20 protein-coding genes and 1 pseudogene are annotated in these 25,870 nt (G+C 66.2%); 7 read left to right on the forward strand and 14 right to left on the reverse strand.

Going from position 1 to position 25,870, the window contains the following annotated elements:
• The first annotated feature begins 129 nt into the window (after positions 1 to 129).
• Entirely contained in the window at positions 130 to 777 is a 648-nt protein-coding gene (locus tag Ga0609869_RS15240; RefSeq protein ID WP_125403784.1) for a hypothetical protein, read from the forward strand.
• Between the two features lie 99 nt (positions 778 to 876).
• On the opposite strand, the gene Ga0609869_RS15245 is transcribed toward Ga0609869_RS15240, so the two are convergent.
• Positions 877 to 2,109 carry an MFS transporter gene (locus tag Ga0609869_RS15245; RefSeq protein WP_125403785.1) on the reverse strand — a complete coding sequence of 411 codons (1,233 nt, stop codon included), beginning with the start codon at positions 2,107 to 2,109 and terminating at the stop codon, positions 877 to 879.
• Between the two features lie 133 nt (positions 2,110 to 2,242).
• Here Ga0609869_RS15245 and Ga0609869_RS15250 point away from each other — a divergent pair, with 133 nt between their 5' ends.
• Complete coding sequence (locus Ga0609869_RS15250) at positions 2,243 to 3,307, forward strand: YeeE/YedE family protein (RefSeq protein ID WP_125403786.1); 1,065 nt, start codon at positions 2,243 to 2,245, stop codon at positions 3,305 to 3,307.
• Positions 3,308 to 3,386: 79 nt separating this feature from the next.
• Here Ga0609869_RS15250 and Ga0609869_RS15255 read toward each other — a convergent pair whose 3' ends face one another.
• Positions 3,387 to 5,585 (reverse strand): primosomal protein N', encoded by a 2,199-nt coding sequence (locus tag Ga0609869_RS15255; RefSeq protein WP_125403787.1) that lies wholly within the window; start codon positions 5,583 to 5,585, stop codon positions 3,387 to 3,389.
• A gap of 90 nt (positions 5,586 to 5,675) precedes the next feature.
• On the opposite strand from Ga0609869_RS15255, the gene fsa reads away from it, so the two are divergent.
• The 3 genes from fsa to Ga0609869_RS15270 are packed head-to-tail and all read left to right on the forward strand — an operon-like array spanning position 5,676 to position 7,999.
• Positions 5,676 to 6,329 (forward strand): fructose-6-phosphate aldolase, encoded by a 654-nt coding sequence (fsa, locus tag Ga0609869_RS15260; RefSeq protein WP_125403788.1) that lies wholly within the window; start codon positions 5,676 to 5,678, stop codon positions 6,327 to 6,329.
• 45 nt (positions 6,330 to 6,374) lie between these two features.
• Positions 6,375 to 7,079, forward strand: coding sequence for a DUF484 family protein (locus Ga0609869_RS15265; protein WP_245972139.1), 705 nt, complete (start codon positions 6,375 to 6,377; stop codon positions 7,077 to 7,079).
• A complete protein-coding gene (locus Ga0609869_RS15270; protein WP_438826892.1) occupies positions 7,067 to 7,999 on the forward strand; it encodes a tyrosine recombinase XerC in 933 nt (310 codons plus the stop codon). The genes Ga0609869_RS15265 and Ga0609869_RS15270 overlap by 13 nt, the downstream gene beginning before the upstream one ends.
• Before the next feature lie 162 nt (positions 8,000 to 8,161).
• On the opposite strand, the pseudogene Ga0609869_RS15275 reads toward Ga0609869_RS15270, so the two are convergent.
• From Ga0609869_RS15275 to Ga0609869_RS15290, 4 genes and pseudogenes are all read right to left on the reverse strand, one after another.
• Positions 8,162 to 8,386: pseudogene (locus Ga0609869_RS15275) on the reverse strand (DUF3253 domain-containing protein); the annotation flags it as partial.
• Complete coding sequence (gene ileS / locus Ga0609869_RS15280) at positions 8,325 to 11,231, reverse strand: isoleucine--tRNA ligase (protein ID WP_125403790.1); 2,907 nt, start codon at positions 11,229 to 11,231, stop codon at positions 8,325 to 8,327. The pseudogene Ga0609869_RS15275 and the gene ileS, both read right to left, overlap by 62 nt.
• Before the next feature lie 197 nt (positions 11,232 to 11,428).
• A complete protein-coding gene (locus Ga0609869_RS15285) occupies positions 11,429 to 12,418 on the reverse strand; it encodes a YcjF family protein (protein WP_125403797.1) in 990 nt (329 codons plus the stop codon).
• Positions 12,419 to 12,909: 491 nt separating this feature from the next.
• Entirely contained in the window at positions 12,910 to 14,352 is a 1,443-nt protein-coding gene (locus Ga0609869_RS15290; protein WP_125403277.1) for a YcjX family GTP-binding protein, read from the reverse strand.
• Between the two features lie 80 nt (positions 14,353 to 14,432).
• Between Ga0609869_RS15290 and truA the strand changes: the two genes are divergently transcribed.
• Both truA and Ga0609869_RS15300 read left to right on the forward strand, forming a co-directional pair.
• The gene (gene truA, locus Ga0609869_RS15295; RefSeq protein ID WP_125403278.1) at positions 14,433 to 15,200 is read left to right on the forward strand and encodes a tRNA pseudouridine(38-40) synthase TruA; all 768 of its coding nucleotides are present in this window, start codon (positions 14,433 to 14,435) and stop codon (positions 15,198 to 15,200) included.
• 121 nt (positions 15,201 to 15,321) lie between these two features.
• Positions 15,322 to 16,578, forward strand: a complete 1,257-nt coding sequence (locus Ga0609869_RS15300) for a glycosyltransferase family 4 protein (RefSeq protein ID WP_170168742.1) — start codon at positions 15,322 to 15,324, stop codon at positions 16,576 to 16,578.
• A 102-nt stretch (positions 16,579 to 16,680) separates the two neighbouring features.
• Here Ga0609869_RS15300 and Ga0609869_RS15305 read toward each other — a convergent pair whose 3' ends face one another.
• The 8 genes from Ga0609869_RS15305 to Ga0609869_RS15340 all read right to left on the reverse strand — a co-directional run bounded on the left by Ga0609869_RS15305 (position 16,681) and on the right by Ga0609869_RS15340 (position 25,678).
• On the reverse strand, positions 16,681 to 17,559 hold the full coding sequence (locus tag Ga0609869_RS15305) for a glycosyltransferase family 2 protein (protein ID WP_125403280.1): 879 nt from the start codon (positions 17,557 to 17,559) through the stop codon (positions 16,681 to 16,683).
• Between the two features lie 285 nt (positions 17,560 to 17,844).
• Positions 17,845 to 18,543, reverse strand: coding sequence for a sugar transferase (locus Ga0609869_RS15310; RefSeq protein WP_125403281.1), 699 nt, complete (start codon positions 18,541 to 18,543; stop codon positions 17,845 to 17,847).
• Positions 18,544 to 19,180: 637 nt separating this feature from the next.
• Positions 19,181 to 20,236 (reverse strand): Ldh family oxidoreductase, encoded by a 1,056-nt coding sequence (locus Ga0609869_RS15315; protein WP_125403282.1) that lies wholly within the window; start codon positions 20,234 to 20,236, stop codon positions 19,181 to 19,183.
• 3 nt (positions 20,237 to 20,239) lie between these two features.
• Positions 20,240 to 21,457, reverse strand: a complete 1,218-nt coding sequence (locus Ga0609869_RS15320) for a carboxylate--amine ligase (protein ID WP_125403283.1) — start codon at positions 21,455 to 21,457, stop codon at positions 20,240 to 20,242.
• Positions 21,454 to 22,575, reverse strand: a complete 1,122-nt coding sequence (locus Ga0609869_RS15325) for a cyanophycin synthetase (RefSeq protein ID WP_125403284.1) — start codon at positions 22,573 to 22,575, stop codon at positions 21,454 to 21,456. Before Ga0609869_RS15325 ends, Ga0609869_RS15320 begins: the two co-directional genes overlap by 4 nt.
• A complete protein-coding gene (locus Ga0609869_RS15330; protein ID WP_125403285.1) occupies positions 22,568 to 23,311 on the reverse strand; it encodes an RraA family protein in 744 nt (247 codons plus the stop codon). The genes Ga0609869_RS15325 and Ga0609869_RS15330 overlap by 8 nt, the downstream gene beginning before the upstream one ends.
• Positions 23,312 to 23,705: 394 nt before the next feature.
• Complete coding sequence (locus Ga0609869_RS15335) at positions 23,706 to 24,113, reverse strand: DCC1-like thiol-disulfide oxidoreductase family protein (RefSeq protein ID WP_125403286.1); 408 nt, start codon at positions 24,111 to 24,113, stop codon at positions 23,706 to 23,708.
• A gap of 2 nt (positions 24,114 to 24,115) precedes the next feature.
• Entirely contained in the window at positions 24,116 to 25,678 is a 1,563-nt protein-coding gene (locus Ga0609869_RS15340) for a hypothetical protein (RefSeq protein ID WP_369022871.1), read from the reverse strand.
• Positions 25,679 to 25,870: the final 192 nt, after the last annotated feature.

Raw genomic sequence — 25,870 nt, forward strand, 5'->3', positions numbered from 1 at the left:
AAGTCCCTGCAGCGCAGCGATTTTCGCGGGCCACACCCGCTACGCGGCAGACAGACCGGCCGAAGGCTCGATTTTTCGGCCGATTCTGTTGTAGGATTACCTCACTTAAATTTCAGGGAGGACTTCGAGATGAAGACGATTGCTTTCTCCTTCGCCGCAGCATTGGCGGCCGCGACGGGCGGCCATGCGGCGGTCGTCGGATACACAAGCGAGGCCGCCTGGCTAGCGGCAGCGGGGGGCGGGCTGTCCTTCGAAGGGTTCGACGGCATTGCCTCGGACACCAGCTTTGCCGGGGCGCCGCTGGATGTCGGCGATTTCACGATCAGCTATACCGGCTCGATCTCCGGCGGGTCTTTCAACTACATCGATACGCTGCCCCCGAGTTCGCCCAACAACCTTTTCGCGTCGAACGCGATGATCGGCGGGGTTAACGAAGGCGAGACGGTGACGCTGACCTTCGACAGCGCGATCACCAGCTTCGGCGCGTCCTTTGCGGCTCTCAATGACAACGCCGACCGGAGCGTGTTCGAAGTAGGCGGATCAACCCTCCAGCTCGCTCAGAACACTGGCCTAGTGATCGAGTTCTTCGGGGTCGTATCGGACACCCCGTTCACCGAGTTCACCCTGCGCGGGCTCGCTGCGTCGGAAGGCTACGGCATGGACAACGTGCGCTACGGCGTCGAGCAGACGGTCGTTCCGCTGCCGGCCTCGGCGCTGCTGCTGGGCAGCGGCCTTGCGCTTGTCGGCGGGCTGTCGCGCCGGCGCCGGCGGTCATAAGATCGTAGGTTTCGGCGCGACACCGCGCCCGGTATCGACCACGGCCGGCGAGGGCCGGCCGTGCGCCCCGCCGCCGGCGGCTGGGCGATCTTGCGCAGGCTATTCCGCGGGGGTGGGGACGAAGGCCGAAAAGACCGTCTCGTTGCCCGGTTCGGGGTGGCGCGGGATCATCAGCGCCAGCATCAGCGACGCCGCGGCCATCCCCGCGGCCAGCGCGAACACCCCGCCTGGCGAGGTGACCCAGAGATAGCCCAGCGTGGCGGGCAGAAAGACCGCCGCGATATGGTTGATGGTAAAGGCGACGGCGGCGGTGGGCGCGATGTCGCCCGGATCGGCGATCTTCTGGAAATAGGTCTTCAGCGCGAAGGCGAGCGCAAAGAACATGTGGTCGATCACGTAAAGTGCTGCGGCCAACACCACGCCCCAGCCGAAATAGTAGATGCCCCCATACGCCAGGAACACCGCGATCAGCCCGATATATTCGAAGGCCAGCGCGCGGCGTTCGCCCCATTTCGCCACCGCCCGCCCCATCAGCGGCGCGAAGGCCATGTTGGCCACGAAGTTGATCAGGAACAGCGCCGTGACCTCGTGCACCTCGAAGCCGAAGCGTTCCACCATCATGAAGGCGGCGAACACCACGAAGATCTGCCGCCGCGCGCCCGACATGAACTGGAGCAGGTAATAGAGCCAGTAACGCCGGCGCAGGATCAGCCGCTTGATCTGCGGGTTGGGCGCCTCGAACTGCGGGTAGGCCAGCAGGCAAAAGACCGCCACCGCAGCGGTAAAGCCCCCCGCCGACAGGTAGACGAACGCATAGCTGAGATCGAACGCCTGCCAGGTGACGACCAGCAGGCCATAGGCCAAAAGCGAGGCGGCCGAGCCCGCGGCCACCAGCCAGCCCAGCGTTTGCGGCGCGCGTTCCTTGTCGATCCATTGCAGTTGCAGCGACTGGTTGACCGTCTCGTAATAGTGAAACCCGATCGAGCTGAGCATCGTCACCGTCAAGAGCCCTGCGAGCGTCGGGAAAAAGGCGGTCACCGCCGTCGCCGCGCCCAGCATGAAGAGCGCGACAACGCCGAGCACCTGTTCGCGGATGAAGATGATCAGCGCGATCACCCCGACCGCCAGAAAGCCCGGTATCTCGCGCACCGTGTGCAGCCAGCCGATCTCGACCCCGGTGAAATCCGCCGCCTCGATGACGAAATTGTTGAGCAGCGCCGACCAGGTGGCAAAGGCCACCGGCATGGCGAATGCCATCAGGAACAAGAGGCTGACCGGCCGCCGCCAAAGCGGCAGCGCCGGTGCCTCGGCGAGGCGGACAAGGCGGCGCATGGCTGGGCCATTACGCCGTTTTTGCCGTCTTGGCGAGGCCCAATTCGCGGTGCTGCCTGATCTGGATCAAGGCTCGGCCCCGTCCATTATTGCATCCACAATCAAACTCTGTGGGCCCTTGGGAGACGCGGGCATGGACATACTGTCATTGGTGGAAGGCATCGGCGAAACGCCGGCTGCGGCGATTTTCGGCCTGGTCACCGGCATGATCTTCGGCGTGGCGGCGCAACGTTCGGCCTTCTGCCTGCGCGCCGCGACCGTCGAATTCGCCCGCGGGCAAATGGGCTCGAAGGTGGCGGTGTGGCTCTTGTGCTTTTCCACCGCGCTGGTCTGGGTTCAGGCCGCCGAACTCGCCGGACTGATGCGGACGGGTGACGCGCGGATCATGGCGGTCACGGGCTCGTGGTCGGGGGCGATCATCGGCGGGCTGATCTTCGGCGTGGGCATGGTTCTGGCGCGCGGCTGTCCGGGGCGGTTGTTGGTGCTGGCGGCCACGGGCAACCTGCGCTCGGTCATCTCCGGGCTGATCTTTGCCGTGCTCGCGCAGATGAGCCTGCATGGCTGGCTGTCGCCCCTGCGCGATAAGCTGGCAGCGCTCTGGATCACGCCGGGCGGGCGTAATGTCAACCTGATCGACGCGGCCGGCCTGCCCGACGTGTCGGGGCTGCTCATGGGATTTTTCTTCGCCGCGCTGGCCCTCTGGATGGCCCGGCGCAACCGCATATCGTTTCGCAAGCTCTTCTTCGGCGCGGGCGTCGGCTTTTCGGTGGCTGTGGGATGGGTGCTGACCTTCGGCCTCAGCGAGGTCAGCTTCGAGCCGGTGCAAATCGAGAGCCTCACCTTCACCGGCCCCTCGGCCAACATGCTGATGTTCTTCCTCGAACGCCCGGCGATCCTGCATTTCGATGTCGGGCTGGTGCCCGGCGTGTTCCTGGGCTCGTTCCTGGCCGCCTGGATCGCGGGCGATCTGCGCTTCCAGGGGTTCGAGAACGAGGTCAACATGCGCAAGGCGATGATCGGCGCGGCGCTGATGGGTTTTGGCGGGATGCTGGCGGGCGGCTGCTCGATCGGGGCGGGCGTGACCGGCGCGTCGATCTTCGCGGGCACGATGTGGGCCGCGCTGTTTGCCATGTGGATCGGCGGCATGGCGACGGATTATCTGGTCGACCAGCCCAGGGGCGCTGCAAAGACCGCGTGACGGGCACGGCATTCTACGAAGGATTTTGCCGGGGAGGTTGCGGCTTTCTTGGGCCGGGCGGTACCTGCGCGTCCCTTTCCTAGAAAAAGCTCTGCGGGTCGATGTCGATCTGAAGGCGCATGTCGCCGGTCAGCTTGACCCCTTTCAGCCAGTCCTTCAGCGCCGCCTGCAACGGCGCGCCCTTGTCGGCCTTGACCAGCATCCGCACCCGGTGCCGCCCGCGGATGCGCGCGATGGGGGCCGGCGCGGGGCCGAAGACCTGCGCCCCGACCCGCCTGAGCGCCGCGTCGTTGCGCGCCAGCTCGGTGCCCAGCGCAAAGGCCGGCTGCGCCGCGCCCGCCGACAGGATGATCCCGGCCATGCGCCCGTAGGGCGGCATGCCCGCCGCGCGCCGTTCGGCCGCCTCGGCGCGCCAGAAGCCTTCCTCGTCGCCGGTCAGGATGGCGCGGATCACCGGGTGCTCGGGCTGGCAGGTCTGCAACAGCGCCAGCCCCTCTTGCCCACCTTCGCGCCCCGCGCGCCCGGCGACCTGACGCATCAGTTGAAAGGTCCGTTCCGCCGCGCGCAGGTCGGAGCCCTGAAGCCCCAGATCGGCGTCGATGGCGCCCACCAGCGTCAGCTTGGGAAAGTTGTGGCCCTTGGCCACAAGCTGCGTGCCGATGATCAGGTCGGCCTCGCCACCCGCAATCGCCTCGATCTGCTCTTTCAGCGCGCGCGCCGAGCCGAAGAGATCGGACGACAGCACCGCCAGCCGCGCCTCGGGGAACAGCGCCGCGGCCTCTTCGGCCAGCCGCTCCACGCCGGGGCCCACCGGCGCCAGCTTGCCCTCGACCGCGCAGGAGGGGCAGGTCTCGGGGATGGGGCGCGTCTCGCCGCACTGGTGGCAGACGAGGCGTTTCAGGAACCGGTGCTCGACCATGCGCGCATCGCAATGCGCGCAGCCGATCTGGTGGCCGCAGGCCCGGCAGACCGTCACGGGCGCATAGCCCCGGCGGTTGAGAAACAACAGCGCCTGTTCCCCGGCCGCGATCCTTGCGGCCACGGCCGATTGCAGGCTGGGCGAAATCCAGCGGCCCGGGGGCAGGTCCTCGGCGCGCAGGTCGATGGCACGCATCTCGGGCAGCTCCGCCGCGCCGAACCGCGCTGCAAGGTCGAGGCGCTGGTACTTGCCCGCCTCGGCATTGGCCCAGCTTTCCAGCGACGGCGTGGCCGAGGCCAGCACCACCTGCGCCCCGCAGATCGAGGCGCGCAGCACGGCCATGTCGCGGGCGTTGTAGAACACCCCCTCTTCCTGCTTGTAAGAGCTGTCATGTTCCTCGTCGACGACGACCAGCCCGAGGTCTCGAAACGGCAGGAACAGCGCCGAGCGCGCGCCCACCACCAGCTGCGCGCCGCCCTCGCCCACCATGCGCCAGCACCGCCGCCGCTCGGTCAGGGTCACGCCCGAATGCCACTCGGCGGGCCGCGCGCCAAAGCGCGCCTCGACGCGCGACAGGAACTCGGCGGTCAGCGCGATTTCCGGCAAGAGTACCAGCGCCTGCCGGCCTTGCCGCAGACACGCCGCCACCGCTTCGAGATAGACCTCGGTCTTGCCCGAGCCGGTGACGCCTTTCAGCAGCGTCACCCCAAAGCCCCCCGCGGCGACCCCGGTACGGAGCCGCCCGGCCGCCGCCGCCTGGTCGGGCGAGAGCGCCACGCCCGGCCGCGCCGGGTCGAGCCGGGGATAGGGCCGGTCGCGCGGCGTGTCTTCCTCAAGCACGACGCCCTGTTTCACCAGCCCCTTGATCACCGAGTGGGACACGCCGGCCTGCGCCGCCAACTCGCCCAGCGTGAAGGCGAGCCCGCCATAGGCGTCGAGCACCTCCAGCACCCGCGCGCGCGCGGCGGTCGCGCGCTCGGGCGCGCCGGTGCCCCGCCGATAGACCTTCTGCATCGCCGGCCCGTCGCCCAGCCCCGGCGCGCGGGTGGCAAGCCTGAGCATCGCCGGGAGCGGCGTCAGCGTGTAGTCGGCCGCCCGGCCCAGAAAGAGCCGCATCTCGTCGCGCATCGGCGCGGCGTCGAGAACCCGGGCCACCGGGCGCAGCTTGGCGGCGTCGAAATCGCCCTGCCCTTCGCCCCAGACCACGCCCAGAACGCGGCGCGGCCCCAGCGGCGCCTCGACGAAATCCCCGACCGAACAGCCCCCCGGCGGCGCGCGGTAGTCGAGAACCCGGTCGAGCGGCTGGGCGGTCAGCACCCCCAGCCGCGCCCCTTCGGCGAAATCGGGCCGGCCGGTCACGCGCCGCGCCCGGCGACAGAGGCTTTCGGAAGCCGGGCCAATCCGGTATCACGGGCGCGACATTTGGCCCCCCAACGCAGGAATCCTCCCATGAAATTCTTCGTCGATACCGCCGATGTGGCCGCCATCGCCGAACTGGCCGAGCTCGGAATGGTCGATGGCGTGACCACCAACCCCTCGCTCATCCTGAAATCGGGCCGCGACATCCTGGAAGTGACGCGCGAGATCTGCGGGCTGGTCGATGGCCCCGTATCGGCGGAGGTCGTCGCGCTGAGCGCGCCCGAGATGATCGACGAAGGCCGCAAGCTGGCCGACATCGCGCCCAACATCGCGGTCAAGGTGCCGCTGACCTGGGACGGGCTGAAAGCGTGCAAGGCGCTGACCACGGAAGGGTTTACCGTCAACGTGACGCTCTGCTTCTCGGCCGGGCAGGCGCTGCTGGCCGCCAAGGCGGGCGCCAGCTTCGTCTCGCCCTTCATCGGGCGGCTCGACGACATCAACATGGACGGCATGGACCTGATCGCGGATATCCGCACGATCTACGACAATTACGGCTTCGGGACCGAGATACTGGCGGCCTCGATCCGTTCGGTCAACCACGTAACCCAGGCTGCGCTGATGGGCGCGGATGTGGCCACCGCGCCACCCGACGTGCTGAAAAAGATGGCCGAACATCCGCTGACCGATAAAGGGCTTGCCGCCTTCATGGCGGACTGGGAAAAAACGGGGCAGAAAATCCTTTGAATCTGGTGTAGTATCCAGAGAACTTAAACGAGCCGAGGCAAGAATATGAGCAGCATGCCCGCCATTCGCGACGATCTGCGCGCCCGGATCATCGCCGACCCGGACGTGATCCTCGAAGACCCCGAGGTGATGCGCGCGCTGGTGGCCGCCAACGAAAAGGTGCTGGGCGGCAATATCATCGACATGCGCGGCATCGCGATGGAGCGGCTGGAGGCCCGGCTCGACCGGCTGGAAGAGACCCACCGCATGGTGATCGCCGCGGCCTATGAAAACCTCGCCGGTACCAACCAGATCCACCGCGCCATCCTGCGCCTGCTGGACCCGACCGATTTCGAGGGCTTCCTCGCGGCGCTGGGCAGCGAGGTCGCCGATACGTTGAGGGTCGATTGCCTGCGGCTGATCCTGGAAGGCGAGGCCGACGAGATGGCCGGCGGGCTGGATCGGCTGGGCGAGGTCCTGGTCATCGCCGGACCCGGCTTTGTCGAGGCCGTGATCGGGCGGGGCCGCGGCACAGGGCGGGCGGTGACGCTGCGCCAATGCCAGGCCGGCGATGCGGATGTCTACGGCGCCAAGGCGGTCGATATCCGGTCGGAGGCGCTGATGCGGCTCGATCTCGGCGCCGGGCGGCGGCCGGCGATGCTGGCCATGGGGGCCGAGGACCCGCACCTGTTCGCCCCAAACCAGGGCACCGACCTTCTGGCCTTTTTCGCGGGCGTGTTCGAACGGGCGATGCGCCGCTGGCTGTCGTGAGCCTTGCGCTTTCCGACGGCGCGCGCGCGGCGCTATCCGACTGGCTGGCCCAGGAAAAGGCGCTGAACGGCGCGGCCGAGAACACGCTGGCCGCCTATGGGCGCGACGTCACGGGCTTTCTGGCCTTTCTGGCAGAGTATCAGGGCGCGGCCCCCGGCACCGGGGCGCTGGCCCGCGTGGGCTTGCGCGAGATGCGCGCCTGGATGGCACATGAACGCGGGCGCGGCGTGGCGGCACGCTCGCTCGCGCGGTCGCTTTCGGCGGTCAAGGGGTTTTACCGCTGGCTCGGGCGGCGCGACGGGTTCGAACCCACGGCCGTTCTGTCGGTGCGCGCGCCCAAGTTCAGCCGCAAGCTGCCCCGCCCGCTGGCCGAGGACGCCGCCCGCGCCGTGATCGGCACGGTCGAACTGCAAAGCGACACGCCCTGGGTGGCGGCGCGCGACGCGGCGGTGGTGACACTGCTCTACGGCTGCGGATTGCGCATTTCAGAAGCACTGGGGCTGACCGGCCGCGATGCCCCCCTGCCCGAGGCGCTGCGGATCCACGGCAAGGGCGGCAAGGAACGGATGGTGCCGGTGATTCCGGCCGCGCGCGCGGCGGTGGACCGGTATCTCGCGCTTTGCCCCTTCGAGCCCGGCCCCGACGCCCCGCTCTTTCGCGGCGTGCGCGGCGGCGCGCTGAACCCGCGTCTGGTGGCCAAGGCGATGGAGCGGGTGCGCCTGCAACTGGGCCTGCCCGCGACCGCCACGCCGCACGCGCTGCGCCACAGCTTTGCCACGCACCTGCTGGGCGCGGGCGGCGATCTGCGCGCGATACAGGAGTTGCTGGGCCACGCCTCGCTGTCCACCACCCAGGCCTATACGGCGGTCGACACCGCGCGGCTGATGGAAGTCTACGCCGCGGCGCATCCCAAGGCCTGAGCCGGTTTTCGAAAGGCGCGCGCTGGCGCGCGCACAGCTTTTGCCGGGCGGCCCGTTCCGGGCCGCGTTGGGGTATTTGGGCCAAGAAGAAATGCAGGCATCGGGCAGGCCGAGCCGGATCGGCCCGGTGGCCCGGGCTTGATCGACGAGCGCGCCCTTCTGGCTGGCCCGCAGCCGGCCGGCAGCCTGCAGCGCGGCGGCACGGACGCGGACCGGCGGCATCTGCGGGTGGCGGCCGGAGGCCAGCGCCCGTGCGGCCTCGGCGGGGCAGACGGGTGTCCGCCTGCCCCGCCGGTGGGCAAGGTCGATCAGGACCGCGCCGATCTCATCCGCCGAGGGCATCGTTGCAGCGCGCGCAGGTATCGGCATGCGCGTGCTGGCCCACATCGGGCAGGATCTTCCAGCAACGCTGGCATTTCGCACCCTCGGCCTTTTCGAAGACCACGCCCACGCCCGGCACCTCGGGCAGGCGGAAGGCCTCGTTCGGCGAGGGGTCGGCGGTGAGCTGGATGGCCGATGTGATGCACAGATCGTCGAAATCGACGGTTTTCAGCGCGGCCAGCACATCAGCGTCCTGCACATGGACGACCGGGGCGGCCTCGAGGCTGGCGCCGATGACCTTGTCGCGGCGCTGGATCTCGAGCGCGGCGGTGACCACCCGGCGCACCTGGCGCAGCGCGGCCCATTTCGCGGCCAGCGCGTCGTCGCGCCAGTCTTGCGGGGTGTCGGGGATGTCGGTGAGATGGATCGAGCTGTCGTCGCCCGGGAAGCGGTCGAGCCAGACCTCCTCCATCGTGAAGACGAGCACCGGGGCGAGCCAGGTGGTCAGCCGGTGGAACAGGATGTCGAGCACCGTGCGCGCGGCGCGGCGGCGGGGGCTGTCGGCCGCGTCGCAATAGAGCGCGTCCTTGCGGATGTCGAAATAGAAGGACGAGAGATCCACCGTGCAGAAATTGAAGAGCGCCTGGAACACGCCCTGGAAATCATAGGCGTCGTAGCCCTCGCGCACGGTCTGATCCAGCTCGGCCAGGCGGTGGAGCACCCAGCGTTCCAGTTCGGGCATCTCGGCGGGGTCCAGCCGCTCGGCCTCGGAAAAACCCGCGAGGTTGCCCAGCAGGAAGCGCAGGGTGTTCCTGAGCCGCCGGTAGCTGTCGGCCACGCCTTTCAAAATTTCCGGCCCGATGCGCAGATCGGCGGTGTAATCCGACTGCGCCACCCAAAGCCGCAGGATGTCGGCGCCGTATTGCTTGGTCACGTCCTCGGGCGCCACGGTGTTGCCCAATGACTTGGACATCTTGTTGCCCTTCTCGTCGAGGGTGAAACCGTGGGTCAGCACGCCGCGATAGGGCGCGCGCCCGATGGTGCCGCAGGCCTGAAGCATGGATGAATGGAACCAGCCGCGGTGCTGATCGGTGCCTTCGAGGTAGAGATCCGCGATGCCGTCTTCGGACCCGTCGGGCCGGTCGCGCAGGACGAAGGCGTGGGTCGAGCCGCTATCGAACCAGACGTCGAGGATGTCGAAGACCTGTTCGTAATCATCGGGGTTGTGGTCGTTTCCGAGGAACCGTTCCTTGGCGCCGGGCGCATACCAGGCGTCGGCCCCCTCTTGTTCGAAAGCGGCAACGATGCGGGCGTTGACGGCCGGATCGCGCAACAGAAAGTCGGGATCGTCCGGCTTTGCGCCGGTCTTGACGAAGCAGGTGAGCGGCACGCCCCAGGCGCGCTGGCGCGACAGCACCCAGTCGGGGCGGGCCTCGATCATCGAGTAGAGGCGGTTGCGCCCGGTCTGCGGCGTCCATTTCACCAGTTTGTCGATGCTGGTCAGCGCGCGGGTGCGGATCGTGGTGCCGTAGGTGTCCTGCCCGTCGCTGACCGCGCGGTCGATGGCGGCGAACCACTGGGCCGTGTTGCGGTAGATGAGCGGCGCCTTGGAGCGCCAGCTATGGGGATAGCTGTGCTTGAGCCGGCCGCGGGCGATCAGCGCGCCGGTCTCGACCAGCGCGTCGATGACACGCTTGTTGGCGTCGCCCTCTTTCCCGTTGGGCCTGGTGATGACCGCGCCGCCGAAAAGCGGCAGGTCGGGCCGGAAAGAGCCGTCTTCCAGCACGTTGTAGGTCATCGGCAGCCCATGTTTCAGGCCGATCTGGTAGTCGTCATCGCCGTGGCTGGGCGCGGTGTGGACGAAGCCGGTGCCGGCCTCGTCGGTGACGTGGTCGCCGGGCAGCATGGGCACGTCAAAATCCCACTCGCCCTCCGCCCCTTCGGCGCCGCGGAAGGGGTGGGCCAGCGTCAGCGCGGCCAACTCGTCGGCCGAGACGTCGCCCAGGCGGCGATACATCGAGGGCTCCAGCCGGGCGGCGCGCAGGGCGTCCTCGGCCAGCGCGTCGGCTAGGATGTAGCGGTCGCCGATCCGGGCCCAGCATTCCTCGGGGCGGCCGGTGATCTCGTAAAGGCCGTAGCCGGTGCCGGGGCCGAAACAGACCGCGCGGTTTTGCGGAATGGTCCAGGGGGTGGTTGTCCAGATCACCACCTTGGCACCCTCAAGCGCCGAGCCGGCCCCGGCGATGATGGGGAATTTCACCCAGATCATGTGGCTCTGGTGGTCGTGGTATTCGACCTCGGCCTCGGCCAGCGCGGTCTTTTCCACCGGCGACCACATCACCGGCTTGGACCCTTGGTAAAGCGTGCCGTTCATCAGGAATTTCATGAATTCCTCGGCGATCACCGCCTCGGCGTGGAAATCCATCGTGAGGTACGGATCGGCCCAGTTTCCGGTGATGCCCAGGCGCTTGAACTCGTCGCGCTGGATGTCGATCCAGCCCTCGGCGAATTTCCGGCATTCCTGGCGGAAATCGACGACATCCACCTTGTCCTTGTCGAGCCCCTTGGCGCGGTACTGTTCCTCGATCTTCCACTCGATGGGCAGGCCGTGGCAGTCCCAGCCGGGGACGTAGCGGGCATCGCGCCCCATCATCTGCTGGGAACGGACCACCATGTCTTTCAGGATCTTGTTCAGCGCGTGGCCGATATGCAGGTGCCCGTTGGCGTAGGGCGGGCCGTCATGCAGCGTGAAGGGCGGCCGGCCCTGCTTGTCGCGCAGGCGGTCGTAGACGCCGATCTTTTCCCAGCGCTCCAGCCAGGCGGGTTCGCGCTTGGGCAGGCCGGCGCGCATCGGAAACTCGGTCTCGGGCAGGTTTAGGGTGTCTTTGTAGTCGGGCGTGTCGGCACACATGGGACGGGGTCCTCAGGCAATATCGGTCTGGCGATGTGTGGAAGCGGCGGCGCGAAGGGTCAAGCGCCTATATCCCGGCGTCTCCGATCTCAGAGCGCCGGGCCGGTAATTCGTTGAATGATCGCGGTGCGGTGCGTCATGGGCGGGCTTATAGGCCGGGGGCACCGGGGCGTAAAGGGACGGCGCGCCGCGGCCCCTCAGCCCTCGGCCCTGTTGAAGACGCCGGTCAGCGCGCGCTTGACCAGCGCGCTGACCGAGGGGCGGCGTTGCCGGCGGAACGGCAGCGGGCGGCAGACCTCCATCGCGGCGACGCCGACGCGGGCGGTGAGCGCGCCGTTGACCACCCCCTCGCCGAAGCGGCGCGAGACGCGGGCCAGCATGCCGCCGCCCGCGACGGTGCCGATCAGGTCGTCGCCCACGGCGACGGCGCCGGTGGCCACCAGGTGGGTCATCACCGCGCGGGTCAGGCGCAGGCTGCCCAGGATGCCACCGCGCCCGCCGTAGATCTCGGCGATGCGGCGGATCATGCGCAGGTTGGCGGTAAGCGCGGCGAAAAGGTCGGCCAGGGCGATGGGCACCAGCGCGGTGACGGCGGCCACCTGCCGCGCGGCGGCCTCGATCTCGCGGATGGCCGCGGCATCGAGCGGGGCCAGCAGGTCGGTCTCGGCCTGGGCCAGAAGGGCATCGGCGTCGAAGATATCCTCGGCCCGCTCGGCCAGCTTTTCGCGGCCCCACCTGGTGTCTTCCCGCCCGCGATAGAGGCCGATCAGGTGGTCGACCAGCTTGCGCGCGGCGCCGAGATCGGCGGCGGCAAGCGCGGCGTCGGCCTCTTTGTGCAGGTCGTCGAGGCGGCGCAGCCGGGCAAAGGCCGCCATCTCGCGCAGGGCAAGCAGCGCGAGCGCGAGCAGGACAAGGCCCAATAGCGACAGCGCGACGGTGCCAAGGATCGTGCTGCGGTCCAAAAGGCCAGTGACGAAATCCCACGCGGCCACGCTGACGATGAAGGCCACGAGCCCGGTGAAGGCCCACCAGAACAGCCGCGCGATGGGCGAGGCGCGGCGCGCGGCAAGCGCGGCGACGGTCTGCATCGCCTGGCCGGTGGGCGCCGGTTCGGCCTCGGGCTCGGGCACCGGGGGCGCGGTGGCCGGCGATGGGTCTGGCGCGCCCTCGGGCTCTGGCTCGACCACGCGGGTGACCGGGCGCTTGAGCTGACGCTCAGAGGCCGGGCGGGCGGTGCGCCGCGCGGCGGGGCTGGGCGCAGGCTCGGGCTCGGGCGGCGGCGCCGGGGTGGGTTGCGCGGCGGGGCCGGGCGCGGGCTCGGGGGTCGGCGCCGGGGTGGGTTGCGCGGCGGGGCCGGGCGCGGGCTCGGGGGTCGGCGCCGGGGTGGGTTGCGGCTTCGGAGCCGTCTCGGGGGGCGGCTTGGGCGCGGGGTCGGGTGCGCGCCGCAGGATGCGGCGCTTTTGGGGCCGGGCCTCTTGCCCCGTGTCGGCGTCGGGTTCGCGCCGCTCCGCGGGTGCCGGTGCCGCCGGGGCGGGCTTTGCCTCGGGCTCGGGCGTCGGGGCGGGCTTTGCCTCGGGCGCCGGCGCCGGCGCGGCCTCGGTGTCCGCCTTTCGCCGGGCATCGCGCCCCGTCGGCCGCTCGGGCGTTTCGTCGAGGTCGAAGATCACGGGTCCGCGGGTCATCTCAGCCGGTCCCCGAACAGGAATTCCGCGGCCTTGTCCAGCCGGATATGCGGCGGGCCTTCGCCGGGGCGCAGGGTCAGCCGCGCGGGCGCGAAATGCATGATGTTGTAGTCGGCCTCGAGCCAGCGCTCGGCGTTCTGCTGCACGTCCTCCAACAACACGGCGGGGTCCTCGGGCAACTCGCCGGGGTAGAGCGCGGCCTGCCGCCCGGTTTCGAGCAGCGTGCCGCGCACGCAATCGAGCGGCTCGCCCTCGTGGGTGCGGGTCTCTTCCACCGTGGCGCGCAGCGCGGCGATGGCCATGGCCGCGGTGTCGGCACCTGCGAAATCGGCCCGCCGGCGCGCGTCGCGCATCAGCGCCTGCATGATCGCGGTGAGCCGGGCGTGCTGGGAATGGTGCAGGTGGTCGGCCTTGGTGGCGGCGAAGAGGATGCGTTCCACCCGCCTGCCGGTCAAAAGCGAGGTCAGCCACGCGTTGCGCCCGGGCCGGAAGGCGCCCAGGATCTCGGTCATCGCGCGGCGCAGGTCGGCCACGGCGCGGGGGCCCGCATGGATGGCGCCCAGCGCGTCGATCAGCACCACCTGCCTGTCGATCCGAGCGAAATGTTCGCGGAAGAAGGGTTTGACCACCTCGCGCTGGTAGGCCTCGTAGCGGCGGTCCATCTCGCGCCAGAGACTGCCGCGCGGGGTCTGGCCGGGTTTGGGCAGCGGCGCGAAGGTCAGCACGGGCGAGCCCGCCAGATCGCCCGGCAGCAGGAACCGCCCCGGCGTGCAGTCGGAATACCCCGCCGCGCGGGCGGCGTGCAGGTAGCCGGTAAAGGCAGCCGACAGCGCCTGGACGGCGGGCTCTTCCAACTCGGCGGCCGGGTTGGTCTGGGATAGCTTTGCGCGGAACGCCTCGGAGCCGGGCCGCTCGTCGAGGCGCGCCAGCGTTTCCTCCGACCATTCGGCATAGCTCTTTTCCAGAAGCGACAGGTCCAGCAGCCACTCGCCCGGATAGTCGACGATGTCGAGATGCACCGTGCGCGGGCCCGTCACGCTGCCCAGCAGCCCCGCGGGCCGCACCCGGAGCGACAGCCGCAACTCAGACACCGCGCGGGTGGATTCGGGCCAGTGCGGGTTGGCGCCGGTCAGCGCCTGCAAGTGGTTTTCGTAATCGAAGCGCGGCACCGTGTCGTCGGGCTGGGGCTGCAGATAGGCCGCCTGGATCGCGCCGGCCGCCGCCGCGCGCAATTGCGGCATGCGCCCCCGCTCCATCAGGTTGGCGACCAGCGAGGTTATGAACACGGTCTTGCCCGCGCGCGACAGGCCGGTGACGCCCAGCCGGATCACCGGCTCCATGAAAGTCTCCGAGATCGACGACCCGATGGCCTCGACCCCGCGGGTCACCTCGTCTGCGAAATCGCCGATGCGCACATGTTCCTCCGCCGGCTGCGCCATTCAGTTAATCACGACCAGCGCCGGCTGCCAGCCCCCACGCGGCCGATTGCGCCGGTCGCAATGTCGCGGTAACCGGGGCCATGCCCCGCTATGCGCTGAAACTGGAATATGACGGCACACCCTTCGCGGGCTGGCAGCGCCAGGCCGATCAGCCCTCGGTGCAGGGCGCGGTCGAGGCCGCGCTGGCCCGGCTCGAAACGGGCGTGCCCTCGATCGCCGCGGCGGGGCGCACCGATGCCGGCGTGCATGCGCTGGGCCAGGTGGCCCATTGCGACCTCGCGCGCGACTGGGACCCGTTCCGACTGTCCGAGGCGTTGAACTACCACCTCAAACCCGCCCCGGTGGCCGTGCTCGCCGCCGCCCGTGTGGGCGAGGATTTCCACGCGCGTTTCTCGGCCGTCGAGCGGCGCTATCTCTTCCGCCTGGTCAGCCGGCGCGCACCGATGACCCATCAGCGCGGGCTGGTCTGGCGGGTGCCCCACCCGCTGGCGCTGGCACCGATGCAGGAGGCCGCGCGACACCTGACGGGCCGGCACGATTTCACCACCTTCCGCGCCTCGATCTGCCAGGCGGCCTCGCCGGTCAAGACGCTCGACGCGCTGGAGATCGAAGAGGTTTCGTTCCCCGGCGGCGCCGAGTTCCGCTTTTCCGTCCGCGCGCGCAGCTTTCTGCACAACCAGGTGCGCAGTTTCGTGGGCACACTGGAACGGGTGGGCGCCGGGGCCTGGGCGCCCGGCGACGTGAAGACCGCGCTAGAGGCCCGTGATCGCGCCGCCTGCGGTCCGGTCTGCCCCCCCGACGGGCTGTATCTGGAAAGCGTCGGCTACCCCGAAGACCCCTTCGCCTGACCCCGGCTGCTGCAGGCGCGACACAATGGCCGACACAAGGCCCAAGGCATCGCCTACGCGGTGGGCGCGGGCCGTGCCGCCTGCTAGGCTTTCCCCGATCAACCAATTCAAGCCCAAGTCAATGAGTTATCCCGCAGCCCAAGCCCTGCCGCAGCCCGACCGCGTGGTCATCATCAACGATTCCGCAACCGCACAAGGCGGTTCGGCGGTGCTGGCGCTGTTGTTGGTCGAGCTTTTGCGCGCACGCGGGGTGCCTGTGACCTTCATCGCCGGCGACACTGGCGACAATCCGCGGCTGGCCGAGATCGGCGTCGATATCGTCGCCTTGGGAGAGGTGCCCCTGCTTGGCCGAGGCAAGCTGGAGGCGTTGCGCAAGGGCATCGACAATCCTGCCGCGCGCGAGATGGTCGCGCGCTTCGTCGCCGAGACCGACACGCCCGGCACGATCTATCATGTGCATTCCTGGGCGCAGATCTTTTCACCCTCGATCTTTTCGGCATTGGCCCCCGTCGCTGCGCGAACCGTCGTGCATGCCCATGACATGTTCCTGGCCTGTCCCAACGGGGTCTACATGGATTTTCACCACGGCCTGCACTGCACCCGCCGCCCGCTGAGCGCCGACTGCATCACGACACATTGCGACAAGCGGTCTTATCCGCAAAAGCTCTGGCGCGTCGCCAGGCAGGCTGCACTGTTTCGCCAGTTCGGCCAGGCGTTGCCCTGGGCCGGCATCGCCATGATTCACCCGGGCATGACCGAGCCATTGCAGCGCGCCGGTTATCCAGCAGAGCGGCTGGTCACGGTACGCAACCCCGCCTCGCCCTATACCGACCATCGCATTCCGGCAGAAGAGAATGCCGGCGCGCTTTTCGTCGGGCGGGTCGAGCCCGACAAAGGCGTAGAAGACCTGATCGAGGCGGCCCGCGCCGTCGACATGCCGGTCAGTGTGGTCGGAGAAGGGCCGCTGCGCGAAAGGCTGGCCGCGCAGCACCCCGAGGTAACCTTCGTCGGCTGGCAGGATCGCGCCGGCATCGCCCGCCAAGCCGCCCACGCGCGGGTGCTTGTCATGCCGTCGCGCTTTCCCGAGCCCTTCGGGCTGGTCGCGGCCGAGGCGCTGATGAGCGGGCTGCCGGTGATCGTGACCGAACTCTCGTTTCTGGTCGACGAGCTTCGCGCAGGGGACCTGGGGCTGACCTACCCGCCGCGGGACACGGCCGCGCTGGCCGCCTGCCTGCGCCAGATCAAGAACAAGCCCGTCGCAGAGATGCGGGCGCTCAGCGAACGCGCCCGCGCAGCCGAGATTGCCCTGAAACCCGATGGATGGGCCGACGCGGTGATGGCGCTCTACGGGAAAACGCTCGCGGCATCGGCGGCCTAACTGCGCAGTCCGTCGCGGGCAACCTTGCCGGCCACACCGCCGGGTCAACGAAGGGGGCGGCCCTCGGGCGGCCGGTCAGGGGATGGCGCCGCCTCCCCGCCCCTATCGCAGGTCCAAAACCCGTTCCGGCGCGATCCGGCCGCGCACGAGATCGCCGAGGGCCAGCAGATTGCCCCGCAACCGTCCCACGCGGTCGACCCAGGGTTCGGGCCATAGCGCCTTTGCCAGGTTGGCCGTTACATTCCTGCGCATCATGCGCAGCGCCCTGTCGCGCCGCATGGTCCCCTTGCCGATGAGGTAAAGCGGGTTGGCGATCTGAGAGTAGCCCAGCAAGAGCCCCGTGCCGCGCCCTGTCTTGGTGCCCAGATGCACGCCGACCAACGCCTCGGCCCGGACGATCCGGCCATGCCGCGCCAGAAGGCGGCCGAAATCGACGTCTTCAAGCCAGCCATAAAACGGCAATCGCTCATCGAATCGCAACCCTAGCGAGATCACCGGGTCGGCGCGCAACGACATGTTGCAGCCATAGCCGTTGTAGGTGTCGGTCAGCCCGTCGCCAGCGGGCCGCGCCGCATCGGCCAGTAACTTGAGCCCGTCCTCGAAGCTGAAACCAGGGCCGTTGATGCCGTCGGCCACCACCGTGCCCGTCAGCATCACGATATCGGGGTGTTCTTCGTACAGGCGCAGCGTCTGGCGCAGATAATCAGGCGCCATCAGGAAATCATCGTCCAAAAACAAGAGGATGTCACCCGGCTCCAGGGCGTCGAGGACGCGGTTGCGCTGGCGCGTCAGGCCCTTGGGGCCGATCACTTCCCGCACCGGAAAGGGCAACGCATCATACCCGTTCGCCGGGGCGTCCTCGGGCGCGCCCAGACTGAGTATCACAAGGTCTGGAAGGCGGTCTTGCAGCGCGATGTGAGCCAGGCAATCGGCCAAAATACGCTCACGCCCGGTCGATGCGATTGCAAAAACTAGCCTCATTTTGGACACATTAGTAAGTCATTCATGTTTCGTGGTTCAAATGTCATTGGCCCGACCGAGGTCTCTGCCGATGAGATTGGTACGGGCGGGGCCACAGTCGATAAGCGCTTTGGGAACGGGATCGGGGCACAATGCACAAAAACGCTGGGGCAGATATGTCGACGGACCCTTGCCGGCAAGTCGCAAACCAGATCGGCACGGCCACGGCCTGGCGTGTTGTCATCGCCGGCTGCGCGTTCACCTGGTTGGCGATCGTCGGCCTGGCGCTGACATGAGGCGTCATCGCTACCGTGCGCCGTCCTGCTTGAGCACGACCGACACAGTGCGCAGCACGATCTGCAGGTCTCGCAGGAACGTCCAGTTGCGGACATAGTCCACATCCATCGCCACACGCTCTTCAAAGGTGGTGTTGGAGCGTCCGCTGACCTGCCAGGCGCCTGTCACACCGGGCTTGACCGACATGTAATCCTGGAAATTGCGGCCGTAGTAGACCGTTTCCTCCATGAGGATCGGACGCGGGCCGACGACCGACATATCGCCACGCAGCACGTTAAAGAACTGCGGCAACTCATCGAGGCTGGTCTTGCGCAGGATCTCCCCGACGCAACTGACCCGCGGGTCGTTGGTCAGCTTGCGCGACATGTTCCACTCTTGCCGCGCCACGGGATCGGTGCGAAGCAATTCCTCGAGACGCTCTTCGGCATCGCGGACCATGGTCCGGAACTTAAAGCAGCGGAACGGCCGACCGTTCCGTCCGATCCGCTCTTGCGCGAAGAACACGGGCCGTCCGTCGCTGATGATAAGCGACACCGTGATCAGAATGAAGAATGGCAGGAAAAACAATAGCGCCAGCGCAGCGAAGGCCCGGTCGAAGAGTTGCTTTTTTAACGGAACCCGGCGCGCTCGCCAGTTGTCTTGAAGTCGCAGCGCGCCTTGTGCATCACACACTCTGACGCCTGCGTCAAAATCAGATCGAAACATCATTGAACACACGTTGCTTAGCAACGCCCCCAGCCAGCAAGTACTAGAATCGCATACGCCTCATCGTACACCTATTTGCAGTCCAATGCGTCGCAGTTTTTTGTTGCGAAACCAAGGATAGGTTGTTTCCGCACAACAACGCGGGACCGTGTCCCGCGCATGGTGAAGCAGCGGCAACTCTTGTCGAGGTGTGAACCGATTCTGTGGATGCCCCACCCTGCGGCATCGAACCCGCCATAACGGCCTCATGAGACCTAGAAACAGGGTGCATCCAGCGCATTGATTCAGTCTTCGGTTGATCAGGTCGCCAAATTGAACAACCTGACGCTTTTATTGTCGGTGACGTGGACGAGAGTTTCAAGCAGCATCTAAAGCCGCGCGAGGCGCGTGCCTGTCTTTTGCGTCCAACATCAAGGCACAATTGCCATTTCCGGGGTCAAATTTTTTTGAAAGCCGGGCCAGGACATTGCGTCTGGCTGGGAAGGACTGCGTCGATTTTGGAAACTATGCATCGGCGGCGCGCTCAGGGCTATGTGCCAGGCGCCCACGTCCAGCACCCGGTGAGTCGGCTCGACGGCGAAGCCGTTCCGCAGGACATCGCATCATTCCAAAGACTGGACCGCACCAGTCAACCGCGGCATCAGACAGCCGGGCCCGAGCCCTGCCAGGGAACGTCGATGCCGAACCCGGCGGCCAGCTCCCGAAGCCCCGTCGAGGTCTTGGCTTCTAGCGAAATCCCGCGGTCCCGGTTTTCAGCCATCGCATTCCAGCGTGCCTCGCCGGGAAACCGCACGCTGCCCGCCGGGCCCGAGCACGCAACCATGTCGGCCAGCACGTCCATCCGTTCGAAGAAGCTCTCGAGCGGCATCCATCTCGAGACATCCAGCGCCACGATGAAATGGCCGCTGTTCCCCTGCCGCTCGAAATCCTTGTACATCGAGGCCACTTGGGAGGAAATGCCGGCCCCGGTGAGGACGCCGCTCAAGACTTCGACCATCAGGGCCAGCCCGAATCCCTTTGCACCGCTCGCCGGCAGCAACGTCCCTTTCATGGCCTCGTTGGGGTCGGTCACCGGACGACCGCGATCGTCCACCACCAACCCTTCGGGCAGGTCGAGACCATTTCGTTGGTACGCCCGCACGGTTGACCCGGCCAATCCCGCCGTCGACATGTCGACGATCAGCGAACGGCCATCGCGCCCCGGTGCGCCGAAGCCGAAGGGATTGGTGCCCAGAACGGGCTTGTAGCCGCCCTCCGCAGCCACCTTGGGAAAGGAGTTGCTCAGAACGAGGCTGATCATCCCCGCCTCTGCGGCGCGGTTGATGTAATAGGCGCCCGTGCCGAAGAAATTGCTGCGCTGCACTCCGACGGCGCCCACACCGGTCGCGCGCGCCAATTCCACGGCGCGGTCCGTTGCGCGCGTACCAGCCACCTGCCCGAAGCCGTGGTCTGCATCCAGCAGCGCCGCCGACGGCGAAATCTCTTGCAGGTTCATCTGCGCGGGCGTCCGGATCAGTCCGGCCTTTACCCTGCGCAGCAGAATGGGCAGCCTCTCGACCCCGTGATTGGCGCGGCCGGCGAGATCGTTCCATAGCAGGTTATCCGAGAGCACCTCCGCCTCGGCGCCATCGACGCCAGCGGCGCTCATAAGGGCATCCACGAAGCCGCGAAGGTCGGAAACTGCAACCCGCAGCATCCTTCATTTCCCCAGACGCTTGAACGCGCGCCCGAACTCTTCGCGCAACCGTACCACCGTCGGCATCGGGTCCGTCAGGCTCAGGATGGGCAAGACCTTGCGCCCTGACATGAGGCTCTTGATCCAGCCAGGGAAGCTCAACTCGCCACGCTTGTTGAGCTCTCGAAAGGCGAGGAAGTCGCGCAGCGGGTTCCACATGCGCACGTTCTCTTCGTACCCTGAAAAAGCGGGAACGTCCTGCCCAGTCTGTCTGCGATAGATCATTTCGTCGATCGGCAAACCGCCGGAAACCACCATGCGATGTGCATCGGTGAATCTGGGATTGACCTCGATGACCTTCAGCTTGCCGTCACGCAGATCCCGCTTGAACTCGATATTGGCCATGCCACGCCACGGCATTGAACCGAAGAATTTGCGGCCCGCCTCGGCGGTTTCGGGCAGCCATTTCGACTGATGATAACAGGCGCCGCCCCGATTGACCGGGTAGCGGCGAATAATGCATTTGGTGTAGTGAAAAAGAGATTTTCCATCTTCGTCGATATAGGTGTAATAGCTGGACAAAAGGCTGTCAGGGCCCGGGACCATTTCCATTACCATTACGTCGCAATTCGCGGCCTGGGCCAATTGAACCTTTTCAACCAGCTCTTCCCAATCGCTTTCGATGATAAAGAGCTTTCGGCCGAAGACCGGAATGAAGAGATGCGAATGGATGGGCTTCACCATCACCGGGAAGGATACGTCCTCCCGGATCTCTTCCAGTTTCTCGGCGCTGTCCACATCCCAGAAATTCGGCGTGGCCACCCCGGCCGCCCGCGCCCGTACCAGCGTGGCCCGCTTGTCCAGCATCTCGCGCCGCAAGGCGGGGTCGAACCCTTCCAGGAGATAGCGTTGCGAAAGCGCGGCATGGTTCGACGTGACGAATTCGATGGAGTCATCGCAAAGGGCAAAGATCAGGCTGCCCTCCAGTTCCGGCCTCGGCCTCTCCAGCAGCAACTCTCGCCAGAAGTCTTGAATCGAGCATTCGGCGGGTGCGCGAAACTTGCCATGGCAGTGGCGCGAATCCAGCGCCAGGCAGCCCGACTTTCCGGCGGCGCTGACAGTGATTCCGACGCGGGCGAGGTTGCGGGCCAACGCCGCGCTGTTCGCCGCACCCCCAAGTATGAGCACCGGAGTCGATGTCTCCAGTTCCTGCGAGATTTCATTTGCGGTGGACAGCTTCAAACCTTCATCACCCCTTGGCGGTTTTCGAACAGGTAGTGGAGAACCCTGGTGGCGACGGGCGTTGCCCTGGATCGGTCTGCCACAAGGTAATGATGGTGGATACCCGGCCCGACATTGACCTCATGAAACTGGACGCCGTTCGCGCCAAGGGGCGCCGAGATGTCGTCGGCGATGATGTCCAGCCCAGCGAAACGGACCCCCAGATCCGTGACCAGTCTGGCGCCGGCCGATACGATATCGGGATGCAGATCGCCGGTGACCGTGTGGTTCTCTCGGTCGGCGTTTTCATTGATCGCGTGTTTCACGACGATCGGTTTGCCGGCCGGGATAGCTGCTGCGGGCTTCAGGCCCTGCGCCGACAAATGATGCAAAGCGTCCTGGTCAATTACAAGCGGGCTCAGCGCGGTGATCGGCCGCCTCGACAGGCGATTGGTGTTTTCCGTTTTGACAAGGGCGTGGATGGTGGAATGCCCATCGCCGCAGACCGTCGGCGGATCGCGGCGGACCGCATCCAGCAATTGACCGTCGAGATACAGCAAGCGGTAGCAACTGCCCGAAAGCATCGGCTCAGCCAAAAGCTCGGCGTTGAAGCTTGCCGCGTGCAACGCCGCGCGCAACAGCTCTCCCTGAGTGCGAATGCCAGTGGTCACCCCATTCCCCCCACCGGTTCCCGTGGCAGGTTTGACCACGATCGGTCCCGGCATCCGGGTGAGGAAGTCCCGCGCGCGGCCCAGCCGGTCGAGCGAGAACACGCAATGATCCGGCACGGAATAGCCCTTGTCCGAAAGCAATCGATAGGTGACCGCCTTGTGCGCCATGACCCGCGTGGTGATCACGTCATCCAACATAAGGTCGGAGTGCGAAACAAACGTCACAAGACCATTCAGGGAAATGCGCTTGAGCCCGCCAATGTCGCTGTAGTCTGCGCCCAGCTCTTGCGCGGCGTCCCGCCAGAGGGTCTCGTAGAATTCGTTGCGCAGCCGGCCGAACCGGCGCCGCTTCAGGACGCTGCGAAGATCGGCGAGTTTGAGTGCGCGACGTGCCATCCAGTCGAGGCGCTGACGCATTCGTCCGTCAAGGGAAACAGGGCCGCGCTTCGGCGCGGCGGCATCACTCATCGAAGAGACACCCGTCCGCCGCCAGTTGCTTGTCAACCCACTCGTTCGAGAACACGCCACGCTTCACGCTGTCAACGTAGGCCTCGAGTTGTTCGCGGTTGAGTTCGAGCCGCTCCAGCACATTCTCTGCCGCCCATTGCGGAACGACCACGACGCCGCTCGGGTCCGCCACAAGGATGTCGCCAGCCTGTACGACGATGCCGCCGGCGCTGATCGGATAGTTGATCTCGCCCGGACCGCGGTGAAGCGGGCCGAAGGGCGTGACGCCCTTGGCAAAGACCGGCAATCCGCATTCGGTGACGCCCGGCAGATCGCGGATCAACCCGTCGATGATGAAACCGGCAATGCCTCGGTGCCGCGCCTTGTTGGCCACAAGGTCACCGATCACCGCGGCACTCAGGCTCTGGCTGGCGTCGACGACAATAACATCGCCGGGTTCGGCGAGATCGAGCGCCTTGTGCACCATCAGGTTATCGCCTGGAAAGCACTTCACCGTCAGGGCCGGACCCCACAGCGGTTTGTCGTTCGCGAGATTATGGATCTCCCGCCCCATCGTGTACATGCGATTCATCATGTCCGAAATATCCGGGGACTCGAACTGTCGCAGCCGGTCGACCAGCGACGGATTCGGCCGCTTGAAAGTGCGGCGCACCATGAAGCCGGGTCCGGGTCTCATTTCCGCGGATTTCGGCTTCTCTTTGCCGCGACGGCCTTCGCTCGTCGAAAGCTTTTCCATCCCAGTGCCCCCCGTAAAAAAGCGATTCGTAATTTACTGTGACCGAAGGTAACCTGCGGCGTTTTGCGGTGTACAGGATTTCTGCCCGGTTGCCGGGCAGCAGTGGACAATCCACGCCCGACGATGGGATCGTTATTTCTTCACGTACTATACCGCTGCAATATCGACAAAATTTCGTGCTTGGCGCATCCATGCCAGCAGGGCGTCACGGCGCTCTCCTCCTTGCGCAGACCGTCCGACGCGAGGCGCGCCTACGAAGCGGCGCGGCGTCAATCGCGTTCACGTCGATCAGGAGACGGGGCCGGCTCTGACGACTGGACAACCACATCAATGCACCTCTAAACGCCTTTCGAAGATGTCAAGATACGGCGCGGTCGCAGTCGGGCCGGAGACGTCATTCCGGCCGGATTCGTTTGCGCCCCAATAGGCGGAGCGTCATGTTCCGGCCGGCGCGCAGCACCGGATACAGCACCGCTGCACGCGTCCTTGAACGAAACACCCATCCGTTGAAGCGGCTGATCGGCCCTGTCGCGGCACTGAGCAGCGCCAAGGCATGAATGCTGTCCTGGCCATGATAGAACTGGCCGGACAATTTGAGCACCATGCCCCCGTCGAGATCGAGCCCCTTGGCCATGACCTCGTCGAATTCCGGGCCGCCCTCGCGGGCATTTATCAGCCGCAGGGGACCGACGGCGTCGCGGATGCGCACCAGCGCCACATACCGGCTGCAGAACGGGCAGTCGCCGTCGTATAGCAGCCAGTTATCCTCTCCGGCCGGCACCGCCTTGGCCGGATCGGGCATGTCTAGTGCAGACAATAGGACACCTCCCCTTTGAACACCGGGCGGAAATACCCGACCTTCTCAAGCAGCAGCGGCAGAGGGACATCCAGATTGGCATCGGCATTGTCCTCAGCGCCGCGCTTGAAGGTGCGCATCTCGCCATTGCGGAGATATGTAATCTCCAGGTCGGGGTCTTCCACTTCGTTGACGGCGCGACGGAGCTCGAAATAGGTGACGTAGACATCGAACTCCTGGCCGACAAAGCCGTAGCGCGCCGGATGGGTCTTCAGCTTCAGGATCTCTTCGTTGTTGGAATCGACGACTTCGACCAGGTCGTCCTGGAAGTGGAACAGGGGCACAGCCGGCAACAGCAGGTGATTGTTCACCCCGCCTTCCGTGCGCATGTTGCTGTACATCGCAACGTTGTTTTCCGTCTTGAAGCCGATATAGGGCGACGCGGAGTTGAGCACGACAAGCGCAAAAAAGACCCACAGCACGCCGGGCTTGGCAGTCCACATCTCGGTCACGCCGGTGCCTGCAAACAGGCCGTGACGCCAATGCTCACGAACGACCGCGAAGAGAATCGCGGCCGATGCCACGACCGTCCAGACCAGCCAGACAAGGCTTGGCTTCAACGGCACGGCGCTTGCCAGCAACAGCCCGCTGCAGGCCGCAAAGGCCAACGGCGCAGGCGTCGAGGGCAGCAATTTCTCACGCAGCCTGTCGAGATATCCCGCACCGCTGCGAACGACCTCCACGAGGGACGGCATGGCCACAAGCATGTAGAGCGAGATCATGAAGGACGAGAACGGCCAGTGTCCCATCAGGCCCAGCAGGATGTGGAACGGCACGCCGAAGTAGAAAGCGACCAGCCGGGTCCGGCGAAACGCCAGCATGACCGGCAGCAGCGCTTCTGCGACCATGAAGAACCAGAAGAAGAATTCGACGCTGGCCAGTGACAGGAATGGTGATATGTACGGCCGCTCTGCGTGGGCTTCTTCAATCATGCCGTACAGGCAACTGATACTGAGGTCGAAGAACCCTGCATTCAGCTTCGATATGATGATCGAAAAGTACAAGAACGCGAAGATGGCGCCACATACCGGTGCGAATTTCTGGAACCAGGCATCGGCGATTTGTCGGTCGAACGGTTCTTTCGAACGCCAAAAGTGAAATGCGGTAAGACCGAGCGCTGCGAGCATGCATACCGACAAGAAGGTGTCGATAAAGATGTGGTTCACGACGAACGGCCATTCCGACACGAAATATGCGATGCTCGAGACGATCATCGCCGCGAACAGCCAAATCCGGCCCGGAAACATGAACACGGCAATCGCCAGAGCCGCGAAAATATAGCCGAGGATCAGCCCGTCGACAGCCCAGTGGTAATAGAACACGAGCTGCACCATGCTCTGCGCGGCCCATGCGTGCGAAAAAATCGTTAAAGAATCAATCTTCGAGATGCCGGTGCGATTGTCCGGTAGAGTTCTTTGTTCATTCATGCTTTGTTCGCTCACAATAAATAAGAGCGCGAGCCGCTCACACAACCATACAACACGCGTCAATTGTCCCTCGGCACATTCCAAGTGCCTAGGAAAAGCGTACATTACAGGTCTGGTAACGTCAATCGGATGCGGCAGCGGGCAGCCGCTCGGCCTGGAAGCCGCGCCGACAAGGTGGCTCTATCCAGAGATGAAACGCCGGTTGGCGTGCCCTCGGCCGCTCCTTGTGATCGAACCACTTGAGAAAACGTAAATATCTTTTTGGAACAATGTCTT

This window comes from Rhodovulum iodosum (assembly GCF_041020385.1).
GTDB classification, from domain to species: Bacteria; Pseudomonadota; Alphaproteobacteria; order Rhodobacterales; family Rhodobacteraceae; genus Rhodovulum; species Rhodovulum iodosum.

Excerpts from the sequence above, each read along its gene's own strand:
- Ga0609869_RS15240 (WP_125403784.1), top strand. The coding sequence starts at position 130 with ATGAAGACGATTGCTTTCTCCTTCGCCGCAGCATTGGCGGCCGCGACG.
- Ga0609869_RS15245 (WP_125403785.1), bottom strand. The coding sequence starts at position 2,109 with ATGCGCCGCCTTGTCCGCCTCGCCGAGGCACCGGCGCTGCCGCTTTGG.
- Ga0609869_RS15250 (WP_125403786.1), top strand. The coding sequence starts at position 2,243 with ATGGACATACTGTCATTGGTGGAAGGCATCGGCGAAACGCCGGCTGCG.
- fsa (WP_125403788.1), top strand. The coding sequence starts at position 5,676 with ATGAAATTCTTCGTCGATACCGCCGATGTGGCCGCCATCGCCGAACTG.
- Ga0609869_RS15265 (WP_245972139.1), top strand. The coding sequence starts at position 6,375 with ATGAGCAGCATGCCCGCCATTCGCGACGATCTGCGCGCCCGGATCATC.
- ileS (WP_125403790.1), bottom strand. The coding sequence starts at position 11,231 with ATGTGTGCCGACACGCCCGACTACAAAGACACCCTAAACCTGCCCGAG.
- Ga0609869_RS15290 (WP_125403277.1), bottom strand. The coding sequence starts at position 14,352 with ATGGCGCAGCCGGCGGAGGAACATGTGCGCATCGGCGATTTCGCAGAC.
- truA (WP_125403278.1), top strand. The coding sequence starts at position 14,433 with ATGCCCCGCTATGCGCTGAAACTGGAATATGACGGCACACCCTTCGCG.
- Ga0609869_RS15300 (WP_170168742.1), top strand. The coding sequence starts at position 15,322 with ATGAGTTATCCCGCAGCCCAAGCCCTGCCGCAGCCCGACCGCGTGGTC.
- Ga0609869_RS15305 (WP_125403280.1), bottom strand. The coding sequence starts at position 17,559 with ATGAGGCTAGTTTTTGCAATCGCATCGACCGGGCGTGAGCGTATTTTG.
- Ga0609869_RS15310 (WP_125403281.1), bottom strand. The coding sequence starts at position 18,543 with ATGATGTTTCGATCTGATTTTGACGCAGGCGTCAGAGTGTGTGATGCA.
- Ga0609869_RS15315 (WP_125403282.1), bottom strand. The coding sequence starts at position 20,236 with ATGCTGCGGGTTGCAGTTTCCGACCTTCGCGGCTTCGTGGATGCCCTT.
- Ga0609869_RS15325 (WP_125403284.1), bottom strand. The coding sequence starts at position 22,575 with ATGAGTGATGCCGCCGCGCCGAAGCGCGGCCCTGTTTCCCTTGACGGA.
- Ga0609869_RS15330 (WP_125403285.1), bottom strand. The coding sequence starts at position 23,311 with ATGGAAAAGCTTTCGACGAGCGAAGGCCGTCGCGGCAAAGAGAAGCCG.
- Ga0609869_RS15335 (WP_125403286.1), bottom strand. The coding sequence starts at position 24,113 with ATGCCCGATCCGGCCAAGGCGGTGCCGGCCGGAGAGGATAACTGGCTG.